Origin of the sequence: Phenylobacterium sp. LjRoot97, from assembly GCF_964254345.1 — a bacterium.
Classification (GTDB): Bacteria; Pseudomonadota; Alphaproteobacteria; order Caulobacterales; family Caulobacteraceae; genus Phenylobacterium.
In genome coordinates, this window is record NZ_CAXUTH020000001.1 from 765,497 (window position 1) to 786,740 (window position 21,244).

At 67.2% G+C, this 21,244-nt stretch carries 18 protein-coding genes and 1 riboswitch; of the genes, 10 read left to right on the plus strand and 8 right to left on the minus strand.

The genetic code is table 11. The features are described from left to right. Nucleotides 1-181: 181 nt before the first annotated feature. Genes ACSQ2H_RS03680 through ACSQ2H_RS03690 form a run of 3 tightly spaced genes read right to left on the minus strand, consistent with a single transcriptional unit; the run spans nt 182 to nt 3,818 of the window. Nucleotides 182-2,137 (minus strand): DUF3732 domain-containing protein, encoded by a 1,956-nt coding sequence (locus ACSQ2H_RS03680; RefSeq protein ID WP_436060100.1) that lies wholly within the window; start codon nt 2,135-2,137, stop codon nt 182-184. Then, a complete protein-coding gene (locus ACSQ2H_RS03685) occupies nt 2,134-2,622 on the minus strand; it encodes a three component ABC system middle component (protein ID WP_436060101.1) in 489 nt (162 codons plus the stop codon). Before ACSQ2H_RS03685 ends, ACSQ2H_RS03680 begins: the two co-directional genes overlap by 4 nt. Next, nucleotides 2,619-3,818 carry an ABC-three component system protein gene (locus ACSQ2H_RS03690; protein ID WP_436060102.1) on the minus strand — a complete coding sequence of 400 codons (1,200 nt, stop codon included), beginning with the start codon at nt 3,816-3,818 and terminating at the stop codon, nt 2,619-2,621. Before ACSQ2H_RS03690 ends, ACSQ2H_RS03685 begins: the two co-directional genes overlap by 4 nt. A 431-nt stretch (nt 3,819-4,249) precedes the next feature. Here ACSQ2H_RS03690 and ACSQ2H_RS03695 point away from each other — a divergent pair, with 431 nt between their 5' ends. The 4 genes from ACSQ2H_RS03695 (at nt 4,250) to ACSQ2H_RS03710 (ending at nt 9,763) form a co-directional block, all read left to right on the plus strand. Further along, nucleotides 4,250-6,031: an ATP-dependent nuclease gene (locus tag ACSQ2H_RS03695; RefSeq protein ID WP_436060103.1), complete on the plus strand. Its 1,782-nt coding sequence runs from the start codon at nt 4,250-4,252 to the stop codon at nt 6,029-6,031. Next, nucleotides 6,018-7,841 (plus strand): ATP-dependent helicase, encoded by a 1,824-nt coding sequence (locus ACSQ2H_RS03700; protein ID WP_436060104.1) that lies wholly within the window; start codon nt 6,018-6,020, stop codon nt 7,839-7,841. Before ACSQ2H_RS03695 ends, ACSQ2H_RS03700 begins: the two co-directional genes overlap by 14 nt. 305 nt (nt 7,842-8,146) lie before the next feature. Beyond that, the gene (locus ACSQ2H_RS03705; protein WP_436060105.1) at nt 8,147-8,371 is read left to right on the plus strand and encodes a hypothetical protein; all 225 of its coding nucleotides are present in this window, start codon (nt 8,147-8,149) and stop codon (nt 8,369-8,371) included. Nucleotides 8,372-8,959: 588 nt separating this feature from the next. Next, nucleotides 8,960-9,763 (plus strand): DUF6236 family protein, encoded by an 804-nt coding sequence (locus tag ACSQ2H_RS03710; protein ID WP_436060106.1) that lies wholly within the window; start codon nt 8,960-8,962, stop codon nt 9,761-9,763. A 64-nt stretch (nt 9,764-9,827) separates the two neighbouring features. Here ACSQ2H_RS03710 and ACSQ2H_RS03715 read toward each other — a convergent pair whose 3' ends face one another. Then, nucleotides 9,828-11,147, minus strand: coding sequence for a CitMHS family transporter (locus ACSQ2H_RS03715; RefSeq protein ID WP_436060107.1), 1,320 nt, complete (start codon nt 11,145-11,147; stop codon nt 9,828-9,830). Nucleotides 11,148-11,275: 128 nt separating this feature from the next. Between ACSQ2H_RS03715 and ACSQ2H_RS03720 the strand changes: the two genes are divergently transcribed. After that, nucleotides 11,276-12,034, plus strand: a complete 759-nt coding sequence (locus tag ACSQ2H_RS03720; RefSeq protein WP_436060108.1) for a GntR family transcriptional regulator — start codon at nt 11,276-11,278, stop codon at nt 12,032-12,034. Nucleotides 12,035-12,133: 99 nt separating this feature from the next. Next, nucleotides 12,134-13,204: a tartrate dehydrogenase gene (locus tag ACSQ2H_RS03725; protein WP_436060109.1), complete on the plus strand. Its 1,071-nt coding sequence runs from the start codon at nt 12,134-12,136 to the stop codon at nt 13,202-13,204. On the opposite strand, the gene ACSQ2H_RS03730 is transcribed toward ACSQ2H_RS03725, so the two are convergent. The 4 genes from ACSQ2H_RS03730 to cobU form a co-directional block, all read right to left on the minus strand. Then, nucleotides 13,201-14,190 (minus strand): phosphoglycerate dehydrogenase, encoded by a 990-nt coding sequence (locus ACSQ2H_RS03730; RefSeq protein WP_436060110.1) that lies wholly within the window; start codon nt 14,188-14,190, stop codon nt 13,201-13,203. The two genes, ACSQ2H_RS03725 and ACSQ2H_RS03730, sit on opposite strands and share 4 nt — an antisense overlap. Further along, a complete protein-coding gene (locus ACSQ2H_RS03735) occupies nt 14,187-14,498 on the minus strand; it encodes a DUF4387 domain-containing protein (RefSeq protein WP_436060111.1) in 312 nt (103 codons plus the stop codon). Before ACSQ2H_RS03735 ends, ACSQ2H_RS03730 begins: the two co-directional genes overlap by 4 nt. Beyond that, the gene (locus tag ACSQ2H_RS03740; RefSeq protein WP_436060112.1) at nt 14,498-15,880 is read right to left on the minus strand and encodes an acyclic terpene utilization AtuA family protein; all 1,383 of its coding nucleotides are present in this window, start codon (nt 15,878-15,880) and stop codon (nt 14,498-14,500) included. Before ACSQ2H_RS03740 ends, ACSQ2H_RS03735 begins: the two co-directional genes overlap by 1 nt. A gap of 91 nt (nt 15,881-15,971) precedes the next feature. Further along, a complete protein-coding gene (gene cobU / locus ACSQ2H_RS03745; RefSeq protein WP_436060113.1) occupies nt 15,972-16,481 on the minus strand; it encodes a bifunctional adenosylcobinamide kinase/adenosylcobinamide-phosphate guanylyltransferase in 510 nt (169 codons plus the stop codon). 27 nt (nt 16,482-16,508) lie between these two features. Next, nucleotides 16,509-16,696: riboswitch (cobalamin riboswitch) on the plus strand. A gap of 107 nt (nt 16,697-16,803) precedes the next feature. Between cobU and ACSQ2H_RS03750 the strand changes: the two genes are divergently transcribed. The 4 genes from ACSQ2H_RS03750 to ACSQ2H_RS03765 are packed head-to-tail and all read left to right on the plus strand — an operon-like array spanning nt 16,804 to nt 21,233. After that, entirely contained in the window at nt 16,804-18,747 is a 1,944-nt protein-coding gene (locus tag ACSQ2H_RS03750; RefSeq protein WP_436060114.1) for a TonB-dependent receptor plug domain-containing protein, read from the plus strand. After that, entirely contained in the window at nt 18,728-19,765 is a 1,038-nt protein-coding gene (locus ACSQ2H_RS03755) for a threonine-phosphate decarboxylase (protein ID WP_436060115.1), read from the plus strand. Before ACSQ2H_RS03750 ends, ACSQ2H_RS03755 begins: the two co-directional genes overlap by 20 nt. Then, a complete protein-coding gene (cobO, locus tag ACSQ2H_RS03760; RefSeq protein ID WP_436060116.1) occupies nt 19,762-20,376 on the plus strand; it encodes a cob(I)yrinic acid a,c-diamide adenosyltransferase in 615 nt (204 codons plus the stop codon). The genes ACSQ2H_RS03755 and cobO overlap by 4 nt, the downstream gene beginning before the upstream one ends. A gap of 5 nt (nt 20,377-20,381) precedes the next feature. Next, nucleotides 20,382-21,233, plus strand: coding sequence for an ABC transporter substrate-binding protein (locus ACSQ2H_RS03765; RefSeq protein ID WP_436063544.1), 852 nt, complete (start codon nt 20,382-20,384; stop codon nt 21,231-21,233). Nucleotides 21,234-21,244: the final 11 nt, after the last annotated feature.

Here is a 21,244-nt window from a genome sequence, read left to right on the forward strand (position 1 = left end):
AAGATAGCGAGGTTCGCTCGTCGGCCCCACCGAGGGGGAAGCTCGAGCCCGTCTGGTCAGGCCGCCGCTGTTGCCGTTCTCGTCAAATGGCACCACGCGCCAGCGAAGCGAGACGGGTGAGCGTGAGTGGCGCTTGGCACAAAAGCTCCGCGGACCAGCTTTAGGTTATTCAGCATGAGCCTTAGGCCACCTCGCCATTCTCGTCGGGCCAGTCGTCGGGAACTAGGGCTGGTGGCTTGGTCCAGGGAGGCTCGACCAGCGCGGCCTGGAACCAGTCATCCCGCAAGTTAGCGTGCTCGGTGACGATGATCTGGAATCCCTGGGCGTCTTCCTCGGTGAAGCGGCGCAACAGCTCGAACAGCCTACGCACCGCTTCGAGATCTGCGTCGGTTTCGGTCTTCTCGATCGACCCATCGGCCGCCTGGTAGACGGCTTCGGAGGGAAAATAGACCTGGGTCGGCTGGTCGATCAGAAGGAAGCGGGGGATCGGCTGGCCGTTGTTGGCGGCGTAGCGGTGCAGGGCCAGCAAGGCAGCCAGGTGGTAGGCTAGATGGTTTTCGCCGCCGCCCGTGCGGGGCATGTAGATGGGCCGGCCTGGGCGATCGATCGCCACGGTCAGGTTGTGCAGGTCCAGCCGAGCAGGGAATTGGCCAAACTCACCGCCGAGCGCCGAAATGTAGCCCGACATGTTCATGGCGATGCTGTTGAGCGTGGAGACTAACCGTTCCCGGGAATCGTCGGCACCGATCTTGCGCTCCAGATCGTCGGCCTTGGCCTTCAGCCGCTTATCCTCGCGTTCAAGGCGGGCCAGCTCTTCGTCAGGCACCAAGCCTTCGAGGAAAAGGCTGACTCGGCCCACGACGCGCGAGGCGGCATTGTTGCGCCCGCCCATCTGGGCGATGATCTCACTGCTGGCGATGGCCGCCGACAGCTCCACCTCCTTGTTGCGCAGTTGGTCGCCGACGTCTTGGATTTCCTGGCGCTGGGCGGCCAGGTACTCGTCGAGCACGGGGCGCTCACCGACCACGGCGGCCATTTCCCGTTCGAGCGACTCCAGCTCTGCTAGCAGCGCGGCGGCGAGCGGGGTTTCCATACCCAGATTTGCCTCAGCGAACGGCCACTGCCATTCCCCCGTCGTGGGGCTCTTGGGCAGGAGCTTGATCGAGGTCAGGCGATCCTTCTGCTCTCCGGCTTCAGTTTCGAAGCCTTCTGAGCGCCTCGCGTACTGGATCGCCGCATCGATTCGCTGCTGGATCTCCCGGCGCTGTTCGCGCAGGGCCACAAGGTCGTTCTCGATCGCCGACACCCGCAGGCCGTCGTCCTCCGGCACCGGCATGGGTTTCCAGGCCAGGACGCTGCGCAACATCTCGATCCACGACCCGGTCTCGCCGACCTCCGCCAGGGGAATGCCCACGGCCCTGGCCTCCGACAGCAGGCCCAGCGCCTTTTCGTCCGAGGTCATAACGGCGGTGCGCGCCTGTTCGAGTAGTTTTCCGTTCAGGCGAATGTCACGCTGTACGTTCCGGAGCCGCGATTCCAGTTCGTATTTGTCGCGCGAAGAGATGCCTAGCAGGATCGGTAGCGTGTCCTTGATCGCCTGCGGCTGGAACTGCTCGTTCTGGCGGTAGAAGAGCTGGTCCTTGTTGGCGACGATCGTCTGCTTCTGGAAGAGGTAATAGTGGGTATGCTTGATGTTGGCCTGATAGCTCTCCCGGCTGCTGGTCAGCGGCACGTCCGTGACGTTTTCTGGAATGCCCAGGAGTTGCGAAAGCAGGGCTTCCACGCCCTCGTCCTCGTCGTTGACCGCCAGTTCCGCGAAGGTCGGCACTGCTACCTGCGCCCCACGCCGAATCATGGCCAGGCTGCAGCTAGCGCGGCCCGCGCCGGGCGTGGGCTTGGCTACCAGGACCTGCTCGCCGTCAAACTGATAGATCACCGCGAACCAAGCCACGCGATCGCGGATCACTCCCTCGGGGATGTTGAAGCTGGATCGGCCCATCAGATATTCGAGAATGTCAGACAGCGCCGACTTGCCGGTTGAGGACCGGCCGGTGATGACGTTCAGGCCTTCCAAATGAAACGCCACGTCACGGCGACGGCCGTCATGGCTGTAGATGTGGATGGATTTGATCTTCATGGTCGCACGCCCATCGTCGTGTAGATCGTCACGCGATCACCGATGCGGGCAAACTCCTTCCCCAGAAACTTGGCGACTTTCTGAATCGCCTGGGTCTCGTCAGACCCCGAAATCGCTTTGCGGACCCCTTGAGCATTGCTCTTCAGTCGGCCGTCGGGGCGCACCTGGACCGTGCCAAGCTGATGCAGCAGGCCCAGGGCTTCGAAAGTGAACGGAAGCATGTCGTGCGCGCGCGATCCGAACCCGACCAGCAGCTGTGGATGGGTGGCCACTAGCTTGAGGAAGTAGCTGCGCGTGCCTGGGGCTAGGACGTCGCGGGAGGGTTTGTGCAAGCAGATCGGCAGGATGAGCGGCGCCAGAGAAAACGGAAGGCCTCGTTCGTCTTCGATCTCGTAGGCGGCCATGGCCCGGTACAGCACCAGTCCGCAGAAGGCCGGATTGAATAGATTGCGGATTTCGATGGGGCGTTGATCCCAAACCCTCATGCGGCCTTCGCCAGGATCCGGGCCAGTTTCGTCAGGAACCGAGGGTGCCAATGGACGTGCGGCTGGGGCCTGGCATTGGCCAGCATGTGAAAGGCACCCCGCACGACATAGGGCTCGGTCACCCGCTCTCGAATGCGTAGGAAGGTCGTTTCCATCTCGGCCCAGCGATAGAGCTCGCGACCCGCTGCTAGACAGGCCTCGTCATCGCTAGCGTCGTTGAGGCGCTCGAACGCCACGTCCCTGTAGCGGGTCCATTCGTCGATGAGCCGGTCTTCGTATTCCTCGATCTCGTTCGAGACCAAGAGGTTCTCGCGCGCCCAGCTCGAACGCTGCTCGAACGCCCGATAGTAGTCGATGATCGCCGCGCGCAATCGCGTCGTGTTGAGGTCCAGCACGCGTAGCTGCTCGACGAAAAGGCGCGGATCGTTGACCACGTCGATTTCGTCTGGTTGGCGTTGCCGAAAGGTGATGGGCAGGTTGTCGTTGCGATATTCCTCGGCCATGGCTGAGAGCTTGTCGGAGACTTCCACGCCGGAAATTGGCGCGGTGCGCTCGCCCGCCAAAAGTCGGATCGCTTGGTCTATCCACCAGCCTTCAAGCCGCTCGAACAGGAATGGTCGCGACTCACGCCGGATCGTCCGCAAGTGCTGATTGATGACGGCGCTAGGAATTTCCGTAATCCGGAGCGTGGCGTCGGCAATGGTGATGCGACCATAGAAGTCGGCCAGCTCGGCCGCCGTCAGCGTCGCCAGCTCGTCGCGTACGGCGACGACCAGAACACTTTTGGATTTGGACAGGGGATCCCGGACCGCCTGTGCGCGAGCCTCACCGTCGATCTTTTCATCCTTGAACTTGGTCAGGATGGAGGCAGGACTGACGATCCCGGTGGTAAACAGTATGAAGCGGGCATCACAACCGATCTTGCCGTTGGCCTTGTAATGCGCGAGCCAGATTCGAACCGACTTCCAAAAGTCGGTCGCCATGTCGGTAAGCGTGTCGCCGGGGGCCTTGTGCTTAAGGGACACTAGGCTCTTGTGGCCCGCCGCGTTGTCGAAGTCGACGTCGTCCTCCTTCTCCAGGAGGAGCGAACAGTCCTCAGGAAGCTCCAGAATCTTCAGGAGCGCGAACCGAGCCTGGTAGATATAGCCAAGGCCTTGCTCGGCGGCCGAATATGGTGAGCGTGGGTCCCTGCTCATAATTGCGCACTTGCATTGAGGGTGGTGCTGCGCGGCATTTGATCCCTGGGTCCCCCGAGCTTCGGGGAAGCTCTGCTAGAGTCGATCCTAGTCAAACGTCGACGGCAGACAACCCAGGGCTAAGCAAAGGGCTTTCGCACCATGTGCGGTGGGCACCTTTCGCACTGAAAGGGTCGGAGGCGATCCTCCCGATGCAGGACCTAGTTGAGAGGTCGCTTTCGGCCGCACGCTTGCCTGTTCGTCGGCCGGCGGTGATCTCGCCAGCTAGGGGCTTGTCCCGAGCGTCAAACGGCTTAGCTTGCCGACGACAACCTTGGGATGCCGGGGCCGTCATGATCGCAGGGCGGCAGCGGGTCCGCTGTGCACGCGGCAGGCGCGCTCGTGCGCAGCTTGGTCCGCTCCCTGGTCGGTCCCTCTGCAGGCGAACAGACATGCACATCTCCCGCGTCGCGATCAGGAACTTTGCGAATTTCCAGGCGTTAGACATCCGGACGGGCGAGGACATCGTCATCGTCGGCGAGAACAAGGTCGGCAAGAGCAACTTCTTGCGGGCGATGCAGTTGGTGCTCGACCCCGGGCTTTCAGAGCGCGATCGGCGTTTAGGCCTCGAGCAGTTCTGGGACGGCCTCGGCGCGGACAAGCTCGGCAGCGTGGTGGAGGTCTCGATCGAATTCACGCAGGAGACCGAGGACCCGCGGCTGCTGCGGCATCTCGCTGACTGCGTCGTGGACCCGGGACCGCCTTTCGTGGGGCGGGTTACCTACCGTTATCAGCCCAAGGTCGATCTCGGCCGAGCGCCGACATCGCTGGCGGACTACGACTACCTGATCTTCGGTGGCACAAATCCCGACAATGACGTGGGCTCGGATATGCGGCGCATGACGCCCATGGATGTTCAGGGCGCATTGCGTGACGCGGAGAAGGATCTCGCCTCCTGGCGTCATTCTCCGCTTCGCCCGTTGATCGAGGAACTCCAGGCGGAGCTCGGCGATGAAGACCGCCAAGATATTCAGGCTGACATCGACGCCGCGCAGTCTGTGCTGAGCGCGCGGCCTGAGGTGCAGGCGACGGCGGACCGCATCACCACACGGCTTAGCGAGATGGTGGGCGAACAGCACGCCGTCCCGCTCTCGCTCGGTCTGGCGCCCACGCGGCTCGACGCGCTGCTGCGAGGCCTGCGGCTGCTGATCGACGGCGGCACGCGCACCATCAGCGACGCTAGCCTCGGCAGCGCCAACCTAATCTTCCTGGCCTTGAAGAGCCTGGAGTTGGACCGCTTGGTCGCCGACGGCGAGCGCGATCACACCTTCTTCGCGGTGGAGGAGCCGGAGGCGCACCTTCACCCTCACGTGCAGCGTTTGGTCTATCGCCACTTCCTCGCGTCGCCCGACACCGAGCGACCGCGTCCGCAAACGACGATTCTCAGCACCCACTCGCCGCACATCGCCAGTGTCGCGCCCCTCCGCTCGATTGTGCTGCTGCGTCGCGACGTCGCCTCTGGCGCCACCACCGGCGTCGCGGCAGCCAAAGCTCCGCTCGAGGCCGACGAGCTGGCAGACCTACAGCGCTACATCGACGTGACGCGCGGAGAGCTATTCTTCGCCCGCGGCGTCATCCTTGTGGAGGGCGACGCCGAGCGCTTCCTCATCCCCGCGTTCGCGGAGGTCCTTGGCATCCCGCTCGACGAACTGGGTGTGACGGTGTGCTCGGTGGCGGGGGTTAACTTCAAGCCCTACGTGAAGCTGCTCGGTCCGGACGGCCTGCAGATCCCATTCGTCGTGCTCACCGACTACGACGTCACGCTTTCTGGGGCGTCACTCGGACTGAACCGCTTGATAGCGCTGCTTGCGATCCTTCGCCCGGAAGAGGACCTGAGCCTGTTGTCGCCGCAGCAGGTTCGTGTGCGCGGCGAGGAAGAGGGCGTCTATCTCAACGGCAGCACCTTGGAGGTCGAGTTGTTCACGGAGGGGTTCGGCGCGGCTATCCGGGCCGTCCTGCTTGACGAGCTCAACTTACCACCCGGGGATCAGGCCGCCCTCGCAGCTTGGGTCGATGAGCCTGTGGGGCTCGACGGTGATCTGCTCCTTAAGTGGATCGACCGCATCGGCAAAGGGCGCTTTGCGCAGCTCCTGGCTGCGCAGGTGACCGCGCCCGCCGACTGCCCAGACTATATCCGCCGCGCGCTGGAGCGCATCCGTGATGCGGTCTCGTAAGGTCACTACGGCCTACCTTGCGGGGGCGGCCAGCCTCGACGGCAACTCGCGTCAGCGCGCGGCCTACGACTCCAAAGGCCACTGCGTGGTCCTTGCTGGCCCCGGCAGCGGGAAGACCAAAACCCTGACGCTCAAGCTCGCGCGCATCCTTGCCGAAGACGTGCGCCCGCCGCGCGGCGTCGCCTGTATCACCTATAGCCAAGAATGCGCGCGCGAACTGTCGCGCCGGCTCTTGGCCTTAGGCTTGTCAGAGGGGCGCGATCTTTTTGTGGGGACGGTGCATGGGTTCTGCCTGCGCCATCTCCTAATGCCTTACGCTGAACTGGCCAGGCTGCCGCTGCCCGTTCCGCTCACCATGGCCTCGCCCTCTCAGGCCAGGGCGATCGAGCGGCGCGCGGGCGAGGCTCTGTTCGGTCTCGGTCATCCCTATAAGGCGATCGAGATGGGGAAGCACCGGCGCTCAGTGCTGGATCGGAACGGTGCCGCCTGGCGCGCCGAGCCGAATCTGGCGGCGTGGGCCGAGCGGACCGAGGCCGACCTCCGGGCCGAAGGCTTGGTCGACTTCGACGACCTTGTGGTCTACGGGCGCAAGCTCGTGACGGAGCATGATTGGGTGCTGCCGCTCGTCCAGGCGAAGTTTCCCGCCCTGGTCGTGGACGAGTATCAGGACCTCGGAGTCGCGTTGCACGACATCGTCGAGCGTCTCGCGTTCGCCGGCGGCGTGCGGTTGTTCGCGGTGGGGGACTACGACCAGACCGTCTACGGCTTCACGGGCGCAGACGGTGCCCTGCTGGAGACTTTGGCCAATCGGTCTGAGGTCGAGAAGGTCCAGCTTGAGATGAACTATCGGTCGGCCGGGCGGCTGATCCGCGCTTCTGAACTCTTGTTGGGGGAGGAGCGCGGCTACCGCGCGAGCGAACCTGCACGCCAAGCCATCCTCGATTTCGTCGAGCGCCCGAACGGTTTGGAGGATCAGGCAGCGTTCGCGATTGAGCAGATCATTCCGCAGGCCTTGGCGGCTAAGTCCGGACGGCGGTTGGGGGACATCGCAATCCTCTACAAGGACTTCAACATCGGCAACGCAGCTGCGTCCGCCGCCCTTGCGGCGGGTCGCAAGTTCGTCCGAGTGGATAACGCAGCCCCCTACAAGAAGGTCGCTTTGACCAGCTGGATCGAGGACTGCGCGGGATGGTGCGCGGGCGGCTGGCGCGAAGCTCGGCCGCAACTGCGCGAGCTCATTCATCGCTGGGTCGCCTTCCACGCCGGCGCGCGCGGCGAGATCCGGCGGCGTGAAGAGGGCGAGCGCCTGACACGCTTCCTCTGGGACCATCGTCGGGACGATGCGGAGGCCGCTTCGTTCGTGCGCGCGGTGTGTGCAGACCTCCTCGACGCTCTGCTCTCCGCGGAGCCCACTCTTGCCGATCAGGGTGAGGAGGTCAGGAAGCTGACTGCGGCGCTCGAGCCGGGCGGTGCCCTCGAGGGCTTCAAGACGCGCGAGCTAGGCAGCCAAGACGGCTCGCCAGACCATCTCAATCTGCTAACTCTGCATTCGTCGAAGGGCTGCGAATACGATGTCGTCATCATGCTGGGGCTGGATCAGGGCGCTCTGCCCTGGGGCAATGCGACGCCCAAGCAACTTGCTGACGATCGACGCCTATTCTACGTCGGCCTCACCCGCGCGCGGGATGCCGTCTACATGCTTTACTCGGGCTGGGTCCCGTCGAAGAGAGGCCGTTGGTATCAGGGCCGCTCCATCTTCGTCGACGAGCTTGAGAGCCGTCTGAAGGCAGCGGGTTTGAGTGCAGCCTAGAGCTTGGCACGCAGGACGACCTCCTCCTCGTTGTGCCTGGCTCTCTGCGCGGCGCAAAGAGCGCCGGTCGGATGTCTGCCTTTAGGCATGACGCCAACGTCCTCTCCTGGCGCCCAGCCAAGAGCGTCGAGACGACGGCCCCCATGTATATTTGCGCGATCTCGACGTCGTTCTGCGTGCGCCGCTATGATGCGCGGCGGTACTTTGAACCTGCGAGGTGATGAATGGCGAGGTGGACTCAACCGAACGAGGTGAGGGAGTACGCCCGTGTTGCCCATGCCTTCATCGACGCGTTTTGCGTCTCCATGGATCTGCTCGTCATCGAGCGTAATGGCCGCCATCACACGGGACGATTGGTCCGATCGAGCACTCATCAGGACCCACATGCTCATCCGCCCAGGTTTGCTGGCGAGTTCACAATCGAGGACGAGGATGGCAAATCGCGGACCTTCGACATCCTCGAAGTGAGGGACGTCTTCCCTAAGTTCTTGCCACAGCAAGCGGCCGAGCAGCTGTCAAATGACGACTAGAAGCCGATCAGCGTTGGGTCGATTCCAGCGAACTGGGTGAGCGAATGTCCGCTCCTAAGCAAGCCCCGACTTCCGCTAGTGGCGCAGAGCGAGCATGTCGCTGCTGATGGGGCTTGGTGGTGGGCGACCTGCCGAAGCGCGCAAGTGAATCAATCTTATCGTCCTATGGGGGCGATTGAATCGATCTTGTCGATCCAGCTGAATCAAAGCGTCGTCAGCAATGATTGAGAAAGCTGTACGAAATCAATTATCTAAGAATCTTGCGAGAATCGTTCGTCGTCGAACTCGACAGCCGCGGGTAGCACCCTGACCCGCGCAATCTTCGCTGCCGTGCGGCAATGTTTGCGGCGGGATGGGGCGTACTTGGGTGGTTGCCGCCTTGTTCGATCTGGGCGATGTAAGCGCCAGGAGAGTTGTGGGGCAGGGGCTGTGAGTTCTCCAGAGGCACGCGAGCTAGCTTCTCGAATTTACAAGAAATACTTCACTCGCGGCCACGCTCGTCGCGAAGCGGAGGGTTTCGCAGTCAACCTGATGCACTCCCGGGCACTTGAGCGCGGAGAGCGCGGCCTAATCATTGCGCCAGGCGTAATGGCGGAGACGCGTGGATTTCAGGCTATTGGCTGGGATCCCACTGCGATCCGCAAGTTTGCGTTGTTGTGGGACCGTCTTGATTGGCCGGACAACAATTCGGTCAACCTCGGGACCTGTCCCGAGCTTGATTTCCTTGGCGAGGAAGGAATTTTCCAGCGAAGCCGGGTCAATGTCGTGGGCGGGACTAACGGTGGTGCCGCACTGTTCAAAGCGGTCGTGGGCGTCACGTTTGACCATATGGAGGCGACCACGCCTGGGCAATGGGCGGTCGCCGAGGGCATTCATGGGATTGATTTCCCCGAGGATCGTCTCGAAGAGGGGCGGGGTATCCTATTCCGACTATCCAATTCCCTACCATTTCCTAGTGGTAGCGTGAGCATGCATGACGTTCTCGATTTCAAGCGACGGCGTGGCGCGGAGTTGCTCGCGCTTCGGGCGGAATTGGATGGGGTGTACCAACGCATTATCGTTTCGGGAGACCCACTGCACGCCGAGATGGCGGAGATTGGCCGGCTTGATCAGGCAATCGCGGATCACATTAAGGTCACGAGAGAGAGTGGACTTAAGGTCAAGTTCAGTGATTTGCAGGTGAAACTAAATGCTGCGACGTATGCCGTCGGCATGGGTGCGGCTGTAGGGCTTGGGCATCTAGGCATGGGTGCCGCCACGGCAGCGCTCGGGGGTATCGGCGCAGCAGTTGCGGCAAGCATCGAGCTCACCGTTGGCCTGCGCTACCAGCGGGTGCCAGCATCTCCCTTTGCTTACATTTCGTCGTTCACGAATGAGGTCGCGCTGTTCTAGGCGTTTGCCGGCCGCGCGGAGCGCTGACGTAGCGGATGAAGCTTTCCGACATTTCCGCGCCGACCTACGCCGCCAGCGGCACGGCCCCCGTCGCCAGCGCGGCGGCGAGCACCACCAGGCAGATCAGCACCGCCCACTTCAGCGCGAAGCGCTGGGCGTCGGCGACGTCGACGCCGAGCAGGCCGCACGCCAGGTAGATCGGGGCGAGCAGCGGGCTCAGCGCGTGGACCGGCTGGCCGATCAGCGAGGCGCGGGCGATTTCTTCGGCCGCGATGCCGAAGTTGGCGGCGGTGGCGGCGATCACCGGCACCACCCCGAAATAGTACGCGTCGTTCGACATCACGAAGGTCAGCGGCATGCTGGCCAGGGCGGTGATCGGCGCCAGGAACGGGCCGACCGACGGCGGGATGATCGACAGCGCCGCCTGGGCCATCGCATCGGCCATGCCCGCGCCGTTGAGGATGCCGGTGAAGGCGCCGGCCGCGAAGATCAGCACCACGACGTTGACGACGTTCTCGGCATGAGCGGCGATCCGCGCGCGCTGCTCGCCGAGCCGCGGATAGTTGAGCGTCACGGCGATAGCGAAGGCGCCCATCATCAGCACCGGCAGCGGCGCCAGTCCGAGGATCATCCCGGCGACCAGGCCCGCGGTCAGAGCGAGGTTGAGCCAGAACAGCCGCGGGCGGCGGATCTCCGTCAGGGCCGGATCGGCGCTGGCGAACGCCGAGGGCGGCGAGGCCGGGGTCGCGGGCGCGGCGGCCAGGCGCCGCCGCTCGGCCCGGCCGAACAGCCAGGCCAGGACGAAGGTGGCGGCCAGCCCGGCGATCATCGCCGGCAGCAGCGGCAGGAAGACGTCGGAGAGCTCGGCGTGCACCGCCGCGGCGGCCCGCGCCGAGGGCCCGCCCCAAGGCACGAAGTTCATCAGCGAGTTGGTCAGGCCCAGAAGGGTGGCGAGGATCAGCGGGTTCATCCCCACCCGCCGGTAGACCGGCAGCATGGCGCTGATCACAATCAGGGCGGTGGTCGTGCCGTCGCCGTCGAGCGAGACGGCGGCCGCCAGAACCGCGGTGCCCAGGCTGATCCGCACGGGATCCTCGCCCACCGTGGCCAGGACCTTGCGCACCAGCGGGTCGAACAGCCCGGCGTCCATCATGATCGCGAAGTAGAGCACGGCGAAGGCCAGCATCAGCGCCGTCGGGGCCACCTGCAGCACGCCCTTGATGATCATCTCGCCGAGCTGCGGCCCGGCCCCAGCCAGCAGGCCGAACGCGATCGGCACGATCAGCAGCGCGGCGATCGCCGACATCTTCTTGGTCATGATCAGGGTCATGAACACGGCGACCATCGCCAGGCCGAGCAGGGCCGGGGGCAGCTGGGGGATCACGGCAGAAGCTCCGTCGCTCGCGCGGCGGCGCCGGCGCGTGGAAAGGGCGGGACGCGCACGGCCCGGTGATTGTATCGCTCCGGGGGATCGCCCACCGTGGGGCCGATCGAAGATTCTCGGAGCGGGGCATGGCGGGCAAGACGATGGGCGGTGTCGAGGCGCTGGCCGATCCGCAGAACACCGAGCCGGCCACCCACACCGTGCTGACCCGGCTGCGCGAGATGATCGTGACCGGGCAGATCGCGCCGGGGACGCGGCTGCGCGCCGAGGGGCTGGCGACCCAGCTGGAGGTCTCGCGCACCCCGATCCGCAGCGCGCTGGCCGTGCTCTCGGCCGAGGGGCTGGTGCTCTACAGCGTCAACCGCGGCTACACCGTGCGCGCGGTCACGCTGGGCGACGTCTACGACTCGATCGACGTGCGCGCCTCGCTCGAGGGCCTGGCCTGCCGCCTGTCGGTCGATCGCGGCTGGACCGCAGAGGAACTGGCCTATCTGGCCGACGTGGCGGCCCGCTCGCAGGCCATCGTGCAGCGCGGCGACTGGTCCGAGGCGCTGGAGCGCGACTGGTACGAGTACAACCGCATCTTCCACCGGCTGATCCACCAGGTGACCCGCAACCACGCCCTGCGCAGCGCCATCCGCATGACGCTGCTCTACCCGCTGTTCGGCGACCCGGTGCGGGTCTCGCCGACCATCGCCGCGCATGTCCCGGCGCCGGCCCGGGCGCTGCCGGCGACCACCCCGCCGCACATCGTCGAGATGCAGGCCGATCACGAGAAGATCCTGCGCCTGATCCGCGCCGGCGACGCGCCGGGCGCCGAGCGGGCGATGAGCGACCACGTGCTGCGCACCAAGACCCGCATCCTCGCCATCGCCACCCTTCGATGAGGCCGTCCGCAAACGGCATCCATTTTATATAATTATTGCATCCAATCTTTTGGGCGATAGCATCGGCGCTGTCCATAGTCGCCAGCGCCCGAGGGGGTCATGAGCCGCACCCATCGCATCGCCGTCATTCCCGGAGACGGCATCGGCAAGGAGGTCGTGCCCGAGGGCCTGCGCATGCTGGAGGCGGTCTCGGCGCGCTACGGCTGCCGCTTCGCGTTCGACCACTTCGACTTCGCGTCCTGCGACTACTACCTGCGGCACGGCGCGATGATGCCGGAGGACTGGAAGCAGCAGATCGGCGGCCACGACGCGATCTTCTTCGGGGCGGTCGGTTGGCCCGACAGCGTGCCCGACCACGTCTCGCTCTGGGGTTCGCTGATCCAGTTCCGGCGCGAATTCGACCAGTACGTGAACCTGCGGCCGGTCAAGCTGATGCCCGGCGTGCCCAGTCCGCTCGCCGGGCGCGGTCCGGGCGACATCGACTTCTACGTCGTGCGCGAGAACACCGAGGGCGAGTACTCCTCGATCGGCGGCGTGATCTTCCCGGGCACCGAGCGCGAGGTGGTCGTGCAGGAGACGGTGATGACCCGGATCGGCGTCGACCGCGTGCTGAAGTACGCCTTCGACCTGGCCCAGCGGCGCGAGAAGAAGCACCTGACCTCGGCCACCAAGTCGAACGGCATCTCGATCACCATGCCCTACTGGGACCAGAGGGTCGAAGCCATGGCGCAGAACTATCCCGACGTGCGCTGGGACAAGTACCACATCGACATCCTGACCGCGCACTTCGTGCAGCACCCCGACTGGTTCGACGTGGTGGTGGCCTCGAACCTGTTCGGCGACATCCTCTCGGACCTCGGCCCGGCCTGCACCGGCACCATCGCCATCGCCCCGGCCGCCAACATCAATCCCGAGCGCAAATTCCCCTCGCTGTTCGAGCCGGTGCACGGCTCGGCCCCCGACATCGCCGGGCAGGGCGTGGCCAATCCGGTCGGCCAGATCTGGTCGGCGGCGCTGATGCTCGACCATCTCGGCGAGCACGAGGCCGCGAGCGCGGTGGTGAGCGCGATCGAGACGGTGCTGGCGCGCCAGGAGCTGCGCACCCGCGACCTCGGCGGGCCGCTGGGCACGGTCGCCTGCGGCCAGGCGATCGCCGCGGCGCTGCGCTAGCGCCCGTCGGCGACCACGCATCCGGCCGCGGGCTCGCCGCCGTCCAGCACCGCCACGACCGAGCGCGCCGCGACCATGTTGGTGCGCTCCAGGCCCTCGCGCGAGGAGGCTGCCGCGTGCGGGCTGGCGACCACGTCGCCGCGAGCCAGCAGCGCCTGCGTTACCGGCGCCCAGTCGGGATCGCTCTCGCTGACGAAGGTGTCGAGCCCCGCGCCGCCCAGCCGCCCGCTCTCCAGCGCCGCCAGCAGCGCCCGGTCGTCGACCAGCCCGCCGCGGGCGGTGTTGATCAGGATCGCGCCGGGCTTCATCGCCGCCAGCGCCGCTTGGTCGATCAGGAACCGCGTCGCCGGCGTCAACGGCGCATGCAGGGTCAGGACGTCGGACTGCGCCAGCAGGGTCGGCAGATCGGCGTAGGCGACGCCGGCGGCGCGCGCCCAAGCCTCGTCCCGGCGCGGGCTGTGCACCAGGACCTTCGCCTCGAAGCCGCTCAGCCGCTGCACGACGCTGCGGCCGATGCGGCCGGCGCCGACCACGCCGACCGTCTTCCGATAGAGGTCAGAGCCGGTCAGGATCGTCCAGTTCCCGGCCTGCATCGCGGCCTGCGACTCGCGGAGCCGGCGGGCGACCGCCAGCATCAGCGCGATCGTGTGGTCGGCAACCGAGGCGTCGTTGCCGCCGGCCGCGATCGCCGCCACCTTGCCCAGCTCGCGGACCGCCTCCAGGTCGACCCGCTCGTAGCCGACCCCGCGGCGCGAGACGACCTGCAGTTGCGGCAGCGCCGCCAGCAGCGGCCGCGTCACCCGCGCATGACCGACGATCCAGCCGGCGGCGCCGGCCAGCAGCGTCTCAAGCTCGGCCTGCGTGAAGTCGCCGTCGCCCTTGCCGGGCGGCAGGTCGGCGACCGCGACCTCGCAGCCGTTGGCCTCCAGATAGCCGCGGGCGGCGTCGTCGAAGAAGCGCTGGGTGACGACGACCCGGCGGCTCACGCGTCCAGCTCGACGTCCAGCAGCCGCACGTACTGCTGGCCCGCATGCATGTCGCGCTCGACCATCCCGCCCTGCGGCGCAGCGCGCGGATAGGAGACCTTCACGACGTTGAGGCTCGGCGCGGCGAACCGCTTGACCAGCGCCGGGTCGGTCCCGAACAGCCGCGCGAACAGCTCGGGCCCCAGCACCGGGCTCTCGTGATAGCGCGCGAAGCTCTCGGGGCCGTCGAAGAAGAAGTCGATCGTCACCCAGAACGGCCCGGCGTTCTTGGAGCGCACATGGCGGCAGACGTCCTTGACCTTGGCCATCAGGCGCTCTCCCCCTCGCGCAGGTCGATCCAGGCGGTGCGCACCAACTCCATCGGGTCGTCGACCTGGACCACGTGGTTGAGCTTGAACTCGAACACCGGCCCGCGGTCGATGTCGGCCGGGGTGAACGCGAACCCGTAGCTCGGCAGTTCCTTGTCCATCACCAGGGGGAAGTGGAAGAAGTAGGCATTGCAGGCCTTGGCGATCTGCGAGGCCATCTCCTGGGTGTCGGCGGTGGCGACGAACAGCACCCCGACCTCGCGCGGCGGCGGCGTGCCCTCCGGCGGCTTGTCGCCCGAGACCGCGTTCCAGCCGTAGAGCCGCAGCGAGATGTGGAAGTCGCCGGCCGCCGCCCCGATGGTCTTGTGGACCCGCTGGTAGAGGGCGGCCAGCAGTCGGTCGTGGAAGGCGTCGATATTGGCCAGCACGTCGGGGTCCTGGACGCCGATCAGCATCACCGTCTGGAAGCGGCTGGCCGCCGCGCCCTCCAGCTTCATGGTGTAGGGCCGCGGCTCCCAGACCGAGCCGGTCACCTTCACCGCCCGCTCCGACAGCTGGGTGTAGACCGCCTGGGTCACGTCCAGCACCCCGCCGGGCTCGGTCAGCCGGAACGGGTCGCTGTTCTCGTAGAGCATGTGCGCCGAGACGCTTTCCGGATCGCACCAGTTGTCGGCGGCCAGCGGCTCGACCTCGAAGCCGTCGGGACCGATGCCGATCAGCACCCCGGCCCCGCCGTTGCGCACCGCCGTGCACTGCGCCCCGCACTCGGCGATCTTGGCCGCGTGCCAGGCGGGCCCGGCCGGCGCGCCGTGCAGCAACGCGAAACAGGCCAGCACCGCGGTGTCGGTGGTGCGTCCGCCCAGCACGATGTCGGCCCCGGCCTGCAGCGCGGCCATGTACGGCTCGGGGCCCATGGCCGCGACGATGTGCTCGCAGGCGTCGATGTCGGCGTCGTCCAGCGGGCCCAGCGGCGCCAGCGGCGAGATCTGGCCCGCCGCGTTGCGCGCCTTCAGGTCGGCCTTGTCCTGTTCGGAATAGAGCAGGGCGATCTTCGGCCGGATACCGAGTTCGCCGGCCACCTCGACGACGATCTGCGCCGTCCAGTCGAGGTTGCGGTCGCCGCCGGCCTGGCCGCAGGTGCCGATGATCAGCGGGATGTTCGCCTCCGCCCCGGCCTTCATCAGGATGCTCAGGTCGCGCTTCACCGAGCCGCGGTTGTTCTTCGAGATCCCCAGCGCCAGATAGGCCGCGCCGCTGTCGGTGGAGCCGGCGTCGGTGGCGATCGCCCGCGCCCCCTGGGCGATGCCGTAGGCGACCTCCTTCTCGCTGGCGCCGGCGCCGAGCGAGCCCGTCGGCACCAGAATCCTGATCGGTCCGTCCATCGCGCTCCACCCTGGCCTGCGCCCTTGGCGGGCGTTTCGACAAGCCTATGGGTGTGAATTCAAACGGTCAATATTTTGGATGCAAAAAGCGTCAGCCCTTAAGGACCAGCGGCAATCCGGCGCTGATCAGCACCGCGCGGTCGGCCGCCGCGGCCATCGCCTGGTTCATCCAGCCGGCCTCGTCGCGGAACCGGCGGGCCAGGGCGTTGTCGGGCACGATGCCCTGGCCGACCTCGTTGGAGACGACGTAGAGCGTCGCCGGACTGGCCTTCAGCGCCGCGGCCAACTCGGCGACCTTCTGCGCCAGGTCGGCCTCGGCCAGCAGGTGGTTGGTCAGCCACAGGGTCAGGCAGTCGACCACCGCCACGTCGCCGGCGTCCAGCGCGGCGACCGCTCCGGCCAGCTCCAGCGGCGCCTCCACCGTGACCCAGCCCTCGCCGCGTTCGGCCTGATGGCGGGCGATGCGCTGCGCCATCTCGACGTCGTGGGCCTGGGCGGTGGCGATCATCACCCGGCGATTTCCGGCGTGGTTCCAGGCCTCGCGCAGCGCATAGCTGGTCTTGCCGGATCGCGCGCCGCCCAGGACGAAGGTCAGGCTCATGGGATTGACGCTCCGCATGGCAGAGCCTAGGCAGGCCCCGCGACAGGTTCCCCGAGAGGGGATTAATAGGGAACTCAGGTGTGAAACCTGGGCTGCCCCCGCAACTGTAAGCGGCGAGCCCGCGCGTCATATGCCACTGGACGACAGTCTGGGAAGGCGGCGCGCAAAGGCTGTGACCCGTGAGCCAGGAGACCTGCCTGACGCGGTCGTCCTTCGTACGCTCGGTGGGAGCGCGCGAACGGGGAACCTTCCCGAGAGACGACGTCCGTCGACCTGCGTTCGTGCGCGGGTCATGTCGTCATGCGTCAGGGGGGATAACCCGTTGAAGACCGTTCTACTCGCCACCACCGCCGCGCTCTGCGGTCTCGCCACCAGTGCGCTCGCCCAGACCGCCGCCCCGGTCGCCATCGCCAGCGTCGGCGAACTGGTGGTCACCGCCAACCGCAACCCGCAGGCCGCCGACCGCGTCGGCCAGGCCATCAGCGTCCTCGACTACGAGGCCATCAAGGCCGCCCAGACGGTCGACATCTCGACCCTGCTGTCGTCGATGCCGGGCGTCTCGTTCTCGCGCAACGGCGGCGTCGGCGGCTCGACCTCGGTGCGCATCCGCGGCGCCGAGGCCGACCAGACCGTCGTCATCATCGACGGCGTGAAGCTCAACGACCCGTCGACCACCGGCGGCGGATACAACTTCTCGAACCTGCTGGCGGGCGACATCGGCCGCATCGAGGTGCTGCGCGGCGCCCAGTCGACCCTGTGGGGCAGCCAGGCCATCGGCGGCGTTGTCAACATCATCACCCGCGAGGCGTCCGAGCCGTTCGAGGCCGACGCCGCCGCCGAGGGCGGCTCGATGGGCACGACCTATTTCCGCGCCGGCGTCGGCGGCAAGACCGAGCGCCTGGCCTGGCGCCTGGCCGCCGGCCGCTACGACACCGACGGCGTCTCCTCCTATCGCCTCGGCAAGGAAAAGGACGGCTACGAGAACACCGGCGTCAGCGGTCGCGCGCTGTTCACCGCCACCGAGAACCTCTCCTTCGACCTGCGCGGCGTCTACTCCAAGGGGCGCAACGGCTTCGACGGCTTCCCGCCGCCCACCTTCAGCTTCGGCGACACCCGCGAGACCGGCGAGACCGAGGAGTTCGTCGGCTACGGCGCGGTGAACTTCAACCTGTTCGACGGCGCCCTGACCAACCGCGTCGCCTACGCCTACACCCGCACCGACCGCCAGAACACCAATCCGGACCAGGCGGTGACCACCACCACCTTCGACGCCCGCGGCGAGAACAAGCGCTGGGAGTACCAGGGCGTCTGGGCGATCAACGACGCCTGGACCGCGACCTTCGGCGGCGAGACCGAGGACGCTTCGATGCGCTCCGCATCGCCCAGCGCCTTCGCCCCCAACCCGCCGGTGACGAGAGCCAAGGCCGGCATCGACGGCATCTACGCCCAGGTTCAGGGCGAGGTGATCACCGGCCTGACCCTGACCGCCGGCCTGCGCCGCGACAGCCACGACACCTTCGGCGAAGCGACCCTCGGCCAACTGGCCGCCGCCTGGTCGCTGAACGACGGGAACACCGTGCTGCGCGCCAGCTTCGGCCAGGGCTTCAAGGCCCCGACCCTCTACCAGCTCTATTCGGAGTACGGGAACCTGGCGCTGGAAGCCGAAGAGGCCGACGGCTGGGACGCCGGCATCGAGCAGCGCTTCGCCGGACGCTTCCTGGTCCGCGCGACCTACTTCAACCGCGAGACCGACAACCAGATCGACTACTTCTCCTGCACGGCCACGACCCCCGACCCGATGTGCGTCGTGAACGGCGTGCGCCGTTTCGGCTACTACGCCAACACCGCCCAGACGAAGGCGCATGGGGTGGAGCTGGAAGGCAGCGCTGACCTGGGCCCGCTGGAGCTCGGCGCCAACTACACCTGGACCGACACCGAGAACGACTCGCCCGGCAACGCGAACCGCGGCAAGCACCTGGCCCGCCGGCCCGAGCATCAGGCCAACATCCAGGCGACCTACACCTGGGAAAACCGCGCCAGCCTCGGCGGCTCGATCCGCTATGTCGGCAAGAGCTACGACAACGCCGCCAACAGCTACGTCCTGCAGGCCTACACCCTGCTGGATCTGCGCGCGTCGTATCCGGTCAACGAGACCTTCGAGCTCTATGGCCGCGTCGAGAACGCCTTCGACGACGACTACGAGACCACCCGCAACTACGGCTCGCCGGGCCGGGGCGTGTACGCTGGTGTCCGCGCCCGCTTCTGATCTCGACGCGGGGGCTTTCCTCCGCCACGGCGGCCGCTTGGCGGCGGCCAAGGGAGCGTTTCCGGACGCTCCCGCGCCGTGGCTCGACCTGTCGACCGGGATCAACCCGCGGGCCTATCGGGCCCCGCGGGCCGCTCCCGAGGCGCTGCGCCGGCTGCCTGATCCCGAGGAGGTGAGGGCGCTGGAAGCCGCCGCCGGCCGCGCCTTCGGGGTCGACGCCGACCGGGTGGTCGCCACCCCCGGCACGGAAGCGGCGCTGCGCGTGCTGCCGCGGATCCTCGGCGCCCGCTCAGCGGCCATCGTCTCGCCGACCTATGGCGGTCACGCCGAGGCCTGGCGGCTGGCCGGCGCGAAGGTGAAGGCCGTCACAGCCGACCAGATCTCCACCAGCGCCGCCGAGGCGGTGGTGCTGGTCAATCCGAACAACCCCGATGGGGCGATCGTCGCCGCGCCGGACCTCGGCGATCGCTGGCTGATCGTCGACGAAGCCTTCGTCGAAACCGCGCCGCAGCTCAGCGTCGCCGCGAGTTTCTTCTCCTCCCCCGTGCAAACGGGGGAGGGGGAAGGAAGCCGCTCGAGCCGCACCGTCGTGCTGCGCTCGTTCGGTAAGTTCTACGGTCTGCCGGGCGTTCGGCTCGGCTTCGTGATCGCCGAGCCGGGCCTGGCCGCCCGCATCGGCGCCCAGTTCGGCGACTGGCCGGTCGGTGCCGAGGCGATCGCCGCGGGCCTGGCCGCCTATGCCGACGACGGTTGGGCCGAACGCACGCGCGGGCGTCTGGTGCGTGAGGCCGCGCGGCTCGACGCGCTGCTGACGTCGAGCGGCTTCGCCGTGCTGGGCGGAACCTCGCTGTTCCGGCTGGCGTCGGCGCCGGACGCCAGCCGCCGCTTCGAGCATCTCGCCCGCTGCGGCGTGCTCACGCGGCCCTTTCCCGATCAGCCGACCTGGCTCAGGTTCGGCCTGCCGAAACCCAAGGATTGGCCGCGTCTGAAGGCGGCCCTGGAGAGCTCCCGCCCATGAGCGAAGACGAAGACCGCAAGAACGCCGAACACAAGGCCGCCATGCAGGCGCTCAAGGCCGAGCGCGACGCGATGATGGCCGAGAAGACCGATGCGCCGGGCCTGCTGCTGGTCCACACCGGCGATGGCAAGGGCAAGTCCACCGCCGCCTTCGGCATGGTCGCCCGCGCCCTCGGCTGGAACCAGAAGGTCGGGATCGTCCAGTACATCAAGGGCAAGTGGATCACTGGCGAGCGCCAGTTCTACAAGCGCTTCCCCGAGAGCGTCCGCTACGAGATCATGGGCCAGGGCTTCACCTGGGACACCCAGGACCGCGCCCGCGACATCGAGGCCGCCGAGGCCGCCTGGGCCACCTCGCTGGAGATGCTCCACGACCCCGAGCTCGATCTCGTCATCCTCGACGAGCTGAACATCGCCCTGCGCTACGACTACCTCGACATCGCCAAGGTGGTCGCCGATCTCCAGGCCCGCCCCCGCGACAAGCACGTCGTCGTCACCGGCCGCAACGCCAAGCCTGAACTGCTGGCGATCGCCGATCTCGTCACCGAGATGACGCTGGTCAAGCATCCGTTCGACCAGGGCATCAAGGCCCAGCGGGGCATCGACTTTTGAGCTGGATGCTCACCCGGCGGTCGGCGCTCGCCGCGGGCGCCGTGGTGGGCCTTTCCGGGGCCGCGCCGGTCCGCGCGCCGCGGCGCGTGGTCTCGCTCAACCCCTGCCTGGACGTGATCCTGGTCCACGTGGCCGACCGCGCCCAGATCGCCGCGATCAGCCACTACTCGCACGACCCGAGCTCCTCCAGCATCGGCCCGGCCGGCGCGACCTATCCCTTCACCTACGAGAGCGCCGAGGAGGTGCTGGCCCTGCGGCCTGACCTCGTGCTGACCGGCCGCCACTCCTCGCCCGCCACCCGCGCGGCGCTGAAGCGGCTGGGCATTCCGGCCGAGCTGTTCGCGGTGCCCAACACCGTCGAGGAGAGCCTCGACCAGGTCCGCCAGGTCGCCCGCGCGGTGCATCGGCCCGAGCGCGGCGAAGCGGTGATCGCCCAGGTCCGCGCCGCTCTGGCCGCCGCCGCGCCGCGCCCGGGAACGCCGCGGCTGTCGGCGATCACCTACCAGGCCGGCGGCTTCGCCACCGCCCCAGGCACCATGATGGACGAAATGATGCGCCGCTGCGGCCTCGACAACGCCGCCGCGCGCTACGGCCTCAAGCGCACCGGCAACATCCCGCTCGAGCTGCTGGTCGCCGATCCGCCTGACGTCCTGCTGGCCGGCGAGGCCGAGCCCGGCGCCCCGACGTGGGCCGACCGGGTCCTGACCCATCCGGCGCTGTCGCGGGTCGCGACCCGCATGCACCGCGCCACCTTCCCGCAGCAGCTGACCTTCTGCGGCGGCCCGGTGCTGATCGAGACCGCCCGCATGCTCGCCAAGGCCCGCGACGACGCCCTCGCCAAGCGGAGGGGCGCATGAGGCTCCATAGT

Bases quoted from the DNA above. Each gene is read 5' to 3' on its own strand.
- ACSQ2H_RS03725 (WP_436060109.1), top strand. From the start codon at position 12,134: ATGAGCCGCACCCATCGCATCGCCGTCATTCCCGGAGACGGCATCGGC.
- ACSQ2H_RS03680 (WP_436060100.1), bottom strand. From the start codon at position 2,137: ATGAAGATCAAATCCATCCACATCTACAGCCATGACGGCCGTCGCCGT.
- ACSQ2H_RS03700 (WP_436060104.1), top strand. From the start codon at position 6,018: ATGCGGTCTCGTAAGGTCACTACGGCCTACCTTGCGGGGGCGGCCAGC.
- ACSQ2H_RS03705 (WP_436060105.1), top strand. From the start codon at position 8,147: ATGGATCTGCTCGTCATCGAGCGTAATGGCCGCCATCACACGGGACGA.
- cobO (WP_436060116.1), top strand. From the start codon at position 19,762: ATGAGCGAAGACGAAGACCGCAAGAACGCCGAACACAAGGCCGCCATG.
- ACSQ2H_RS03720 (WP_436060108.1), top strand. From the start codon at position 11,276: ATGGCGGGCAAGACGATGGGCGGTGTCGAGGCGCTGGCCGATCCGCAG.
- ACSQ2H_RS03685 (WP_436060101.1), bottom strand. From the start codon at position 2,622: ATGAGGGTTTGGGATCAACGCCCCATCGAAATCCGCAATCTATTCAAT.
- cobU (WP_436060113.1), bottom strand. From the start codon at position 16,481: ATGAGCCTGACCTTCGTCCTGGGCGGCGCGCGATCCGGCAAGACCAGC.
- ACSQ2H_RS03690 (WP_436060102.1), bottom strand. From the start codon at position 3,818: ATGAGCAGGGACCCACGCTCACCATATTCGGCCGCCGAGCAAGGCCTT.
- ACSQ2H_RS03710 (WP_436060106.1), top strand. From the start codon at position 8,960: ATGGCGGAGACGCGTGGATTTCAGGCTATTGGCTGGGATCCCACTGCG.
- ACSQ2H_RS03695 (WP_436060103.1), top strand. From the start codon at position 4,250: ATGCACATCTCCCGCGTCGCGATCAGGAACTTTGCGAATTTCCAGGCG.
- ACSQ2H_RS03735 (WP_436060111.1), bottom strand. From the start codon at position 14,498: ATGGCCAAGGTCAAGGACGTCTGCCGCCATGTGCGCTCCAAGAACGCC.
- ACSQ2H_RS03765 (WP_436063544.1), top strand. From the start codon at position 20,382: ATGCTCACCCGGCGGTCGGCGCTCGCCGCGGGCGCCGTGGTGGGCCTT.
- ACSQ2H_RS03740 (WP_436060112.1), bottom strand. From the start codon at position 15,880: ATGGACGGACCGATCAGGATTCTGGTGCCGACGGGCTCGCTCGGCGCC.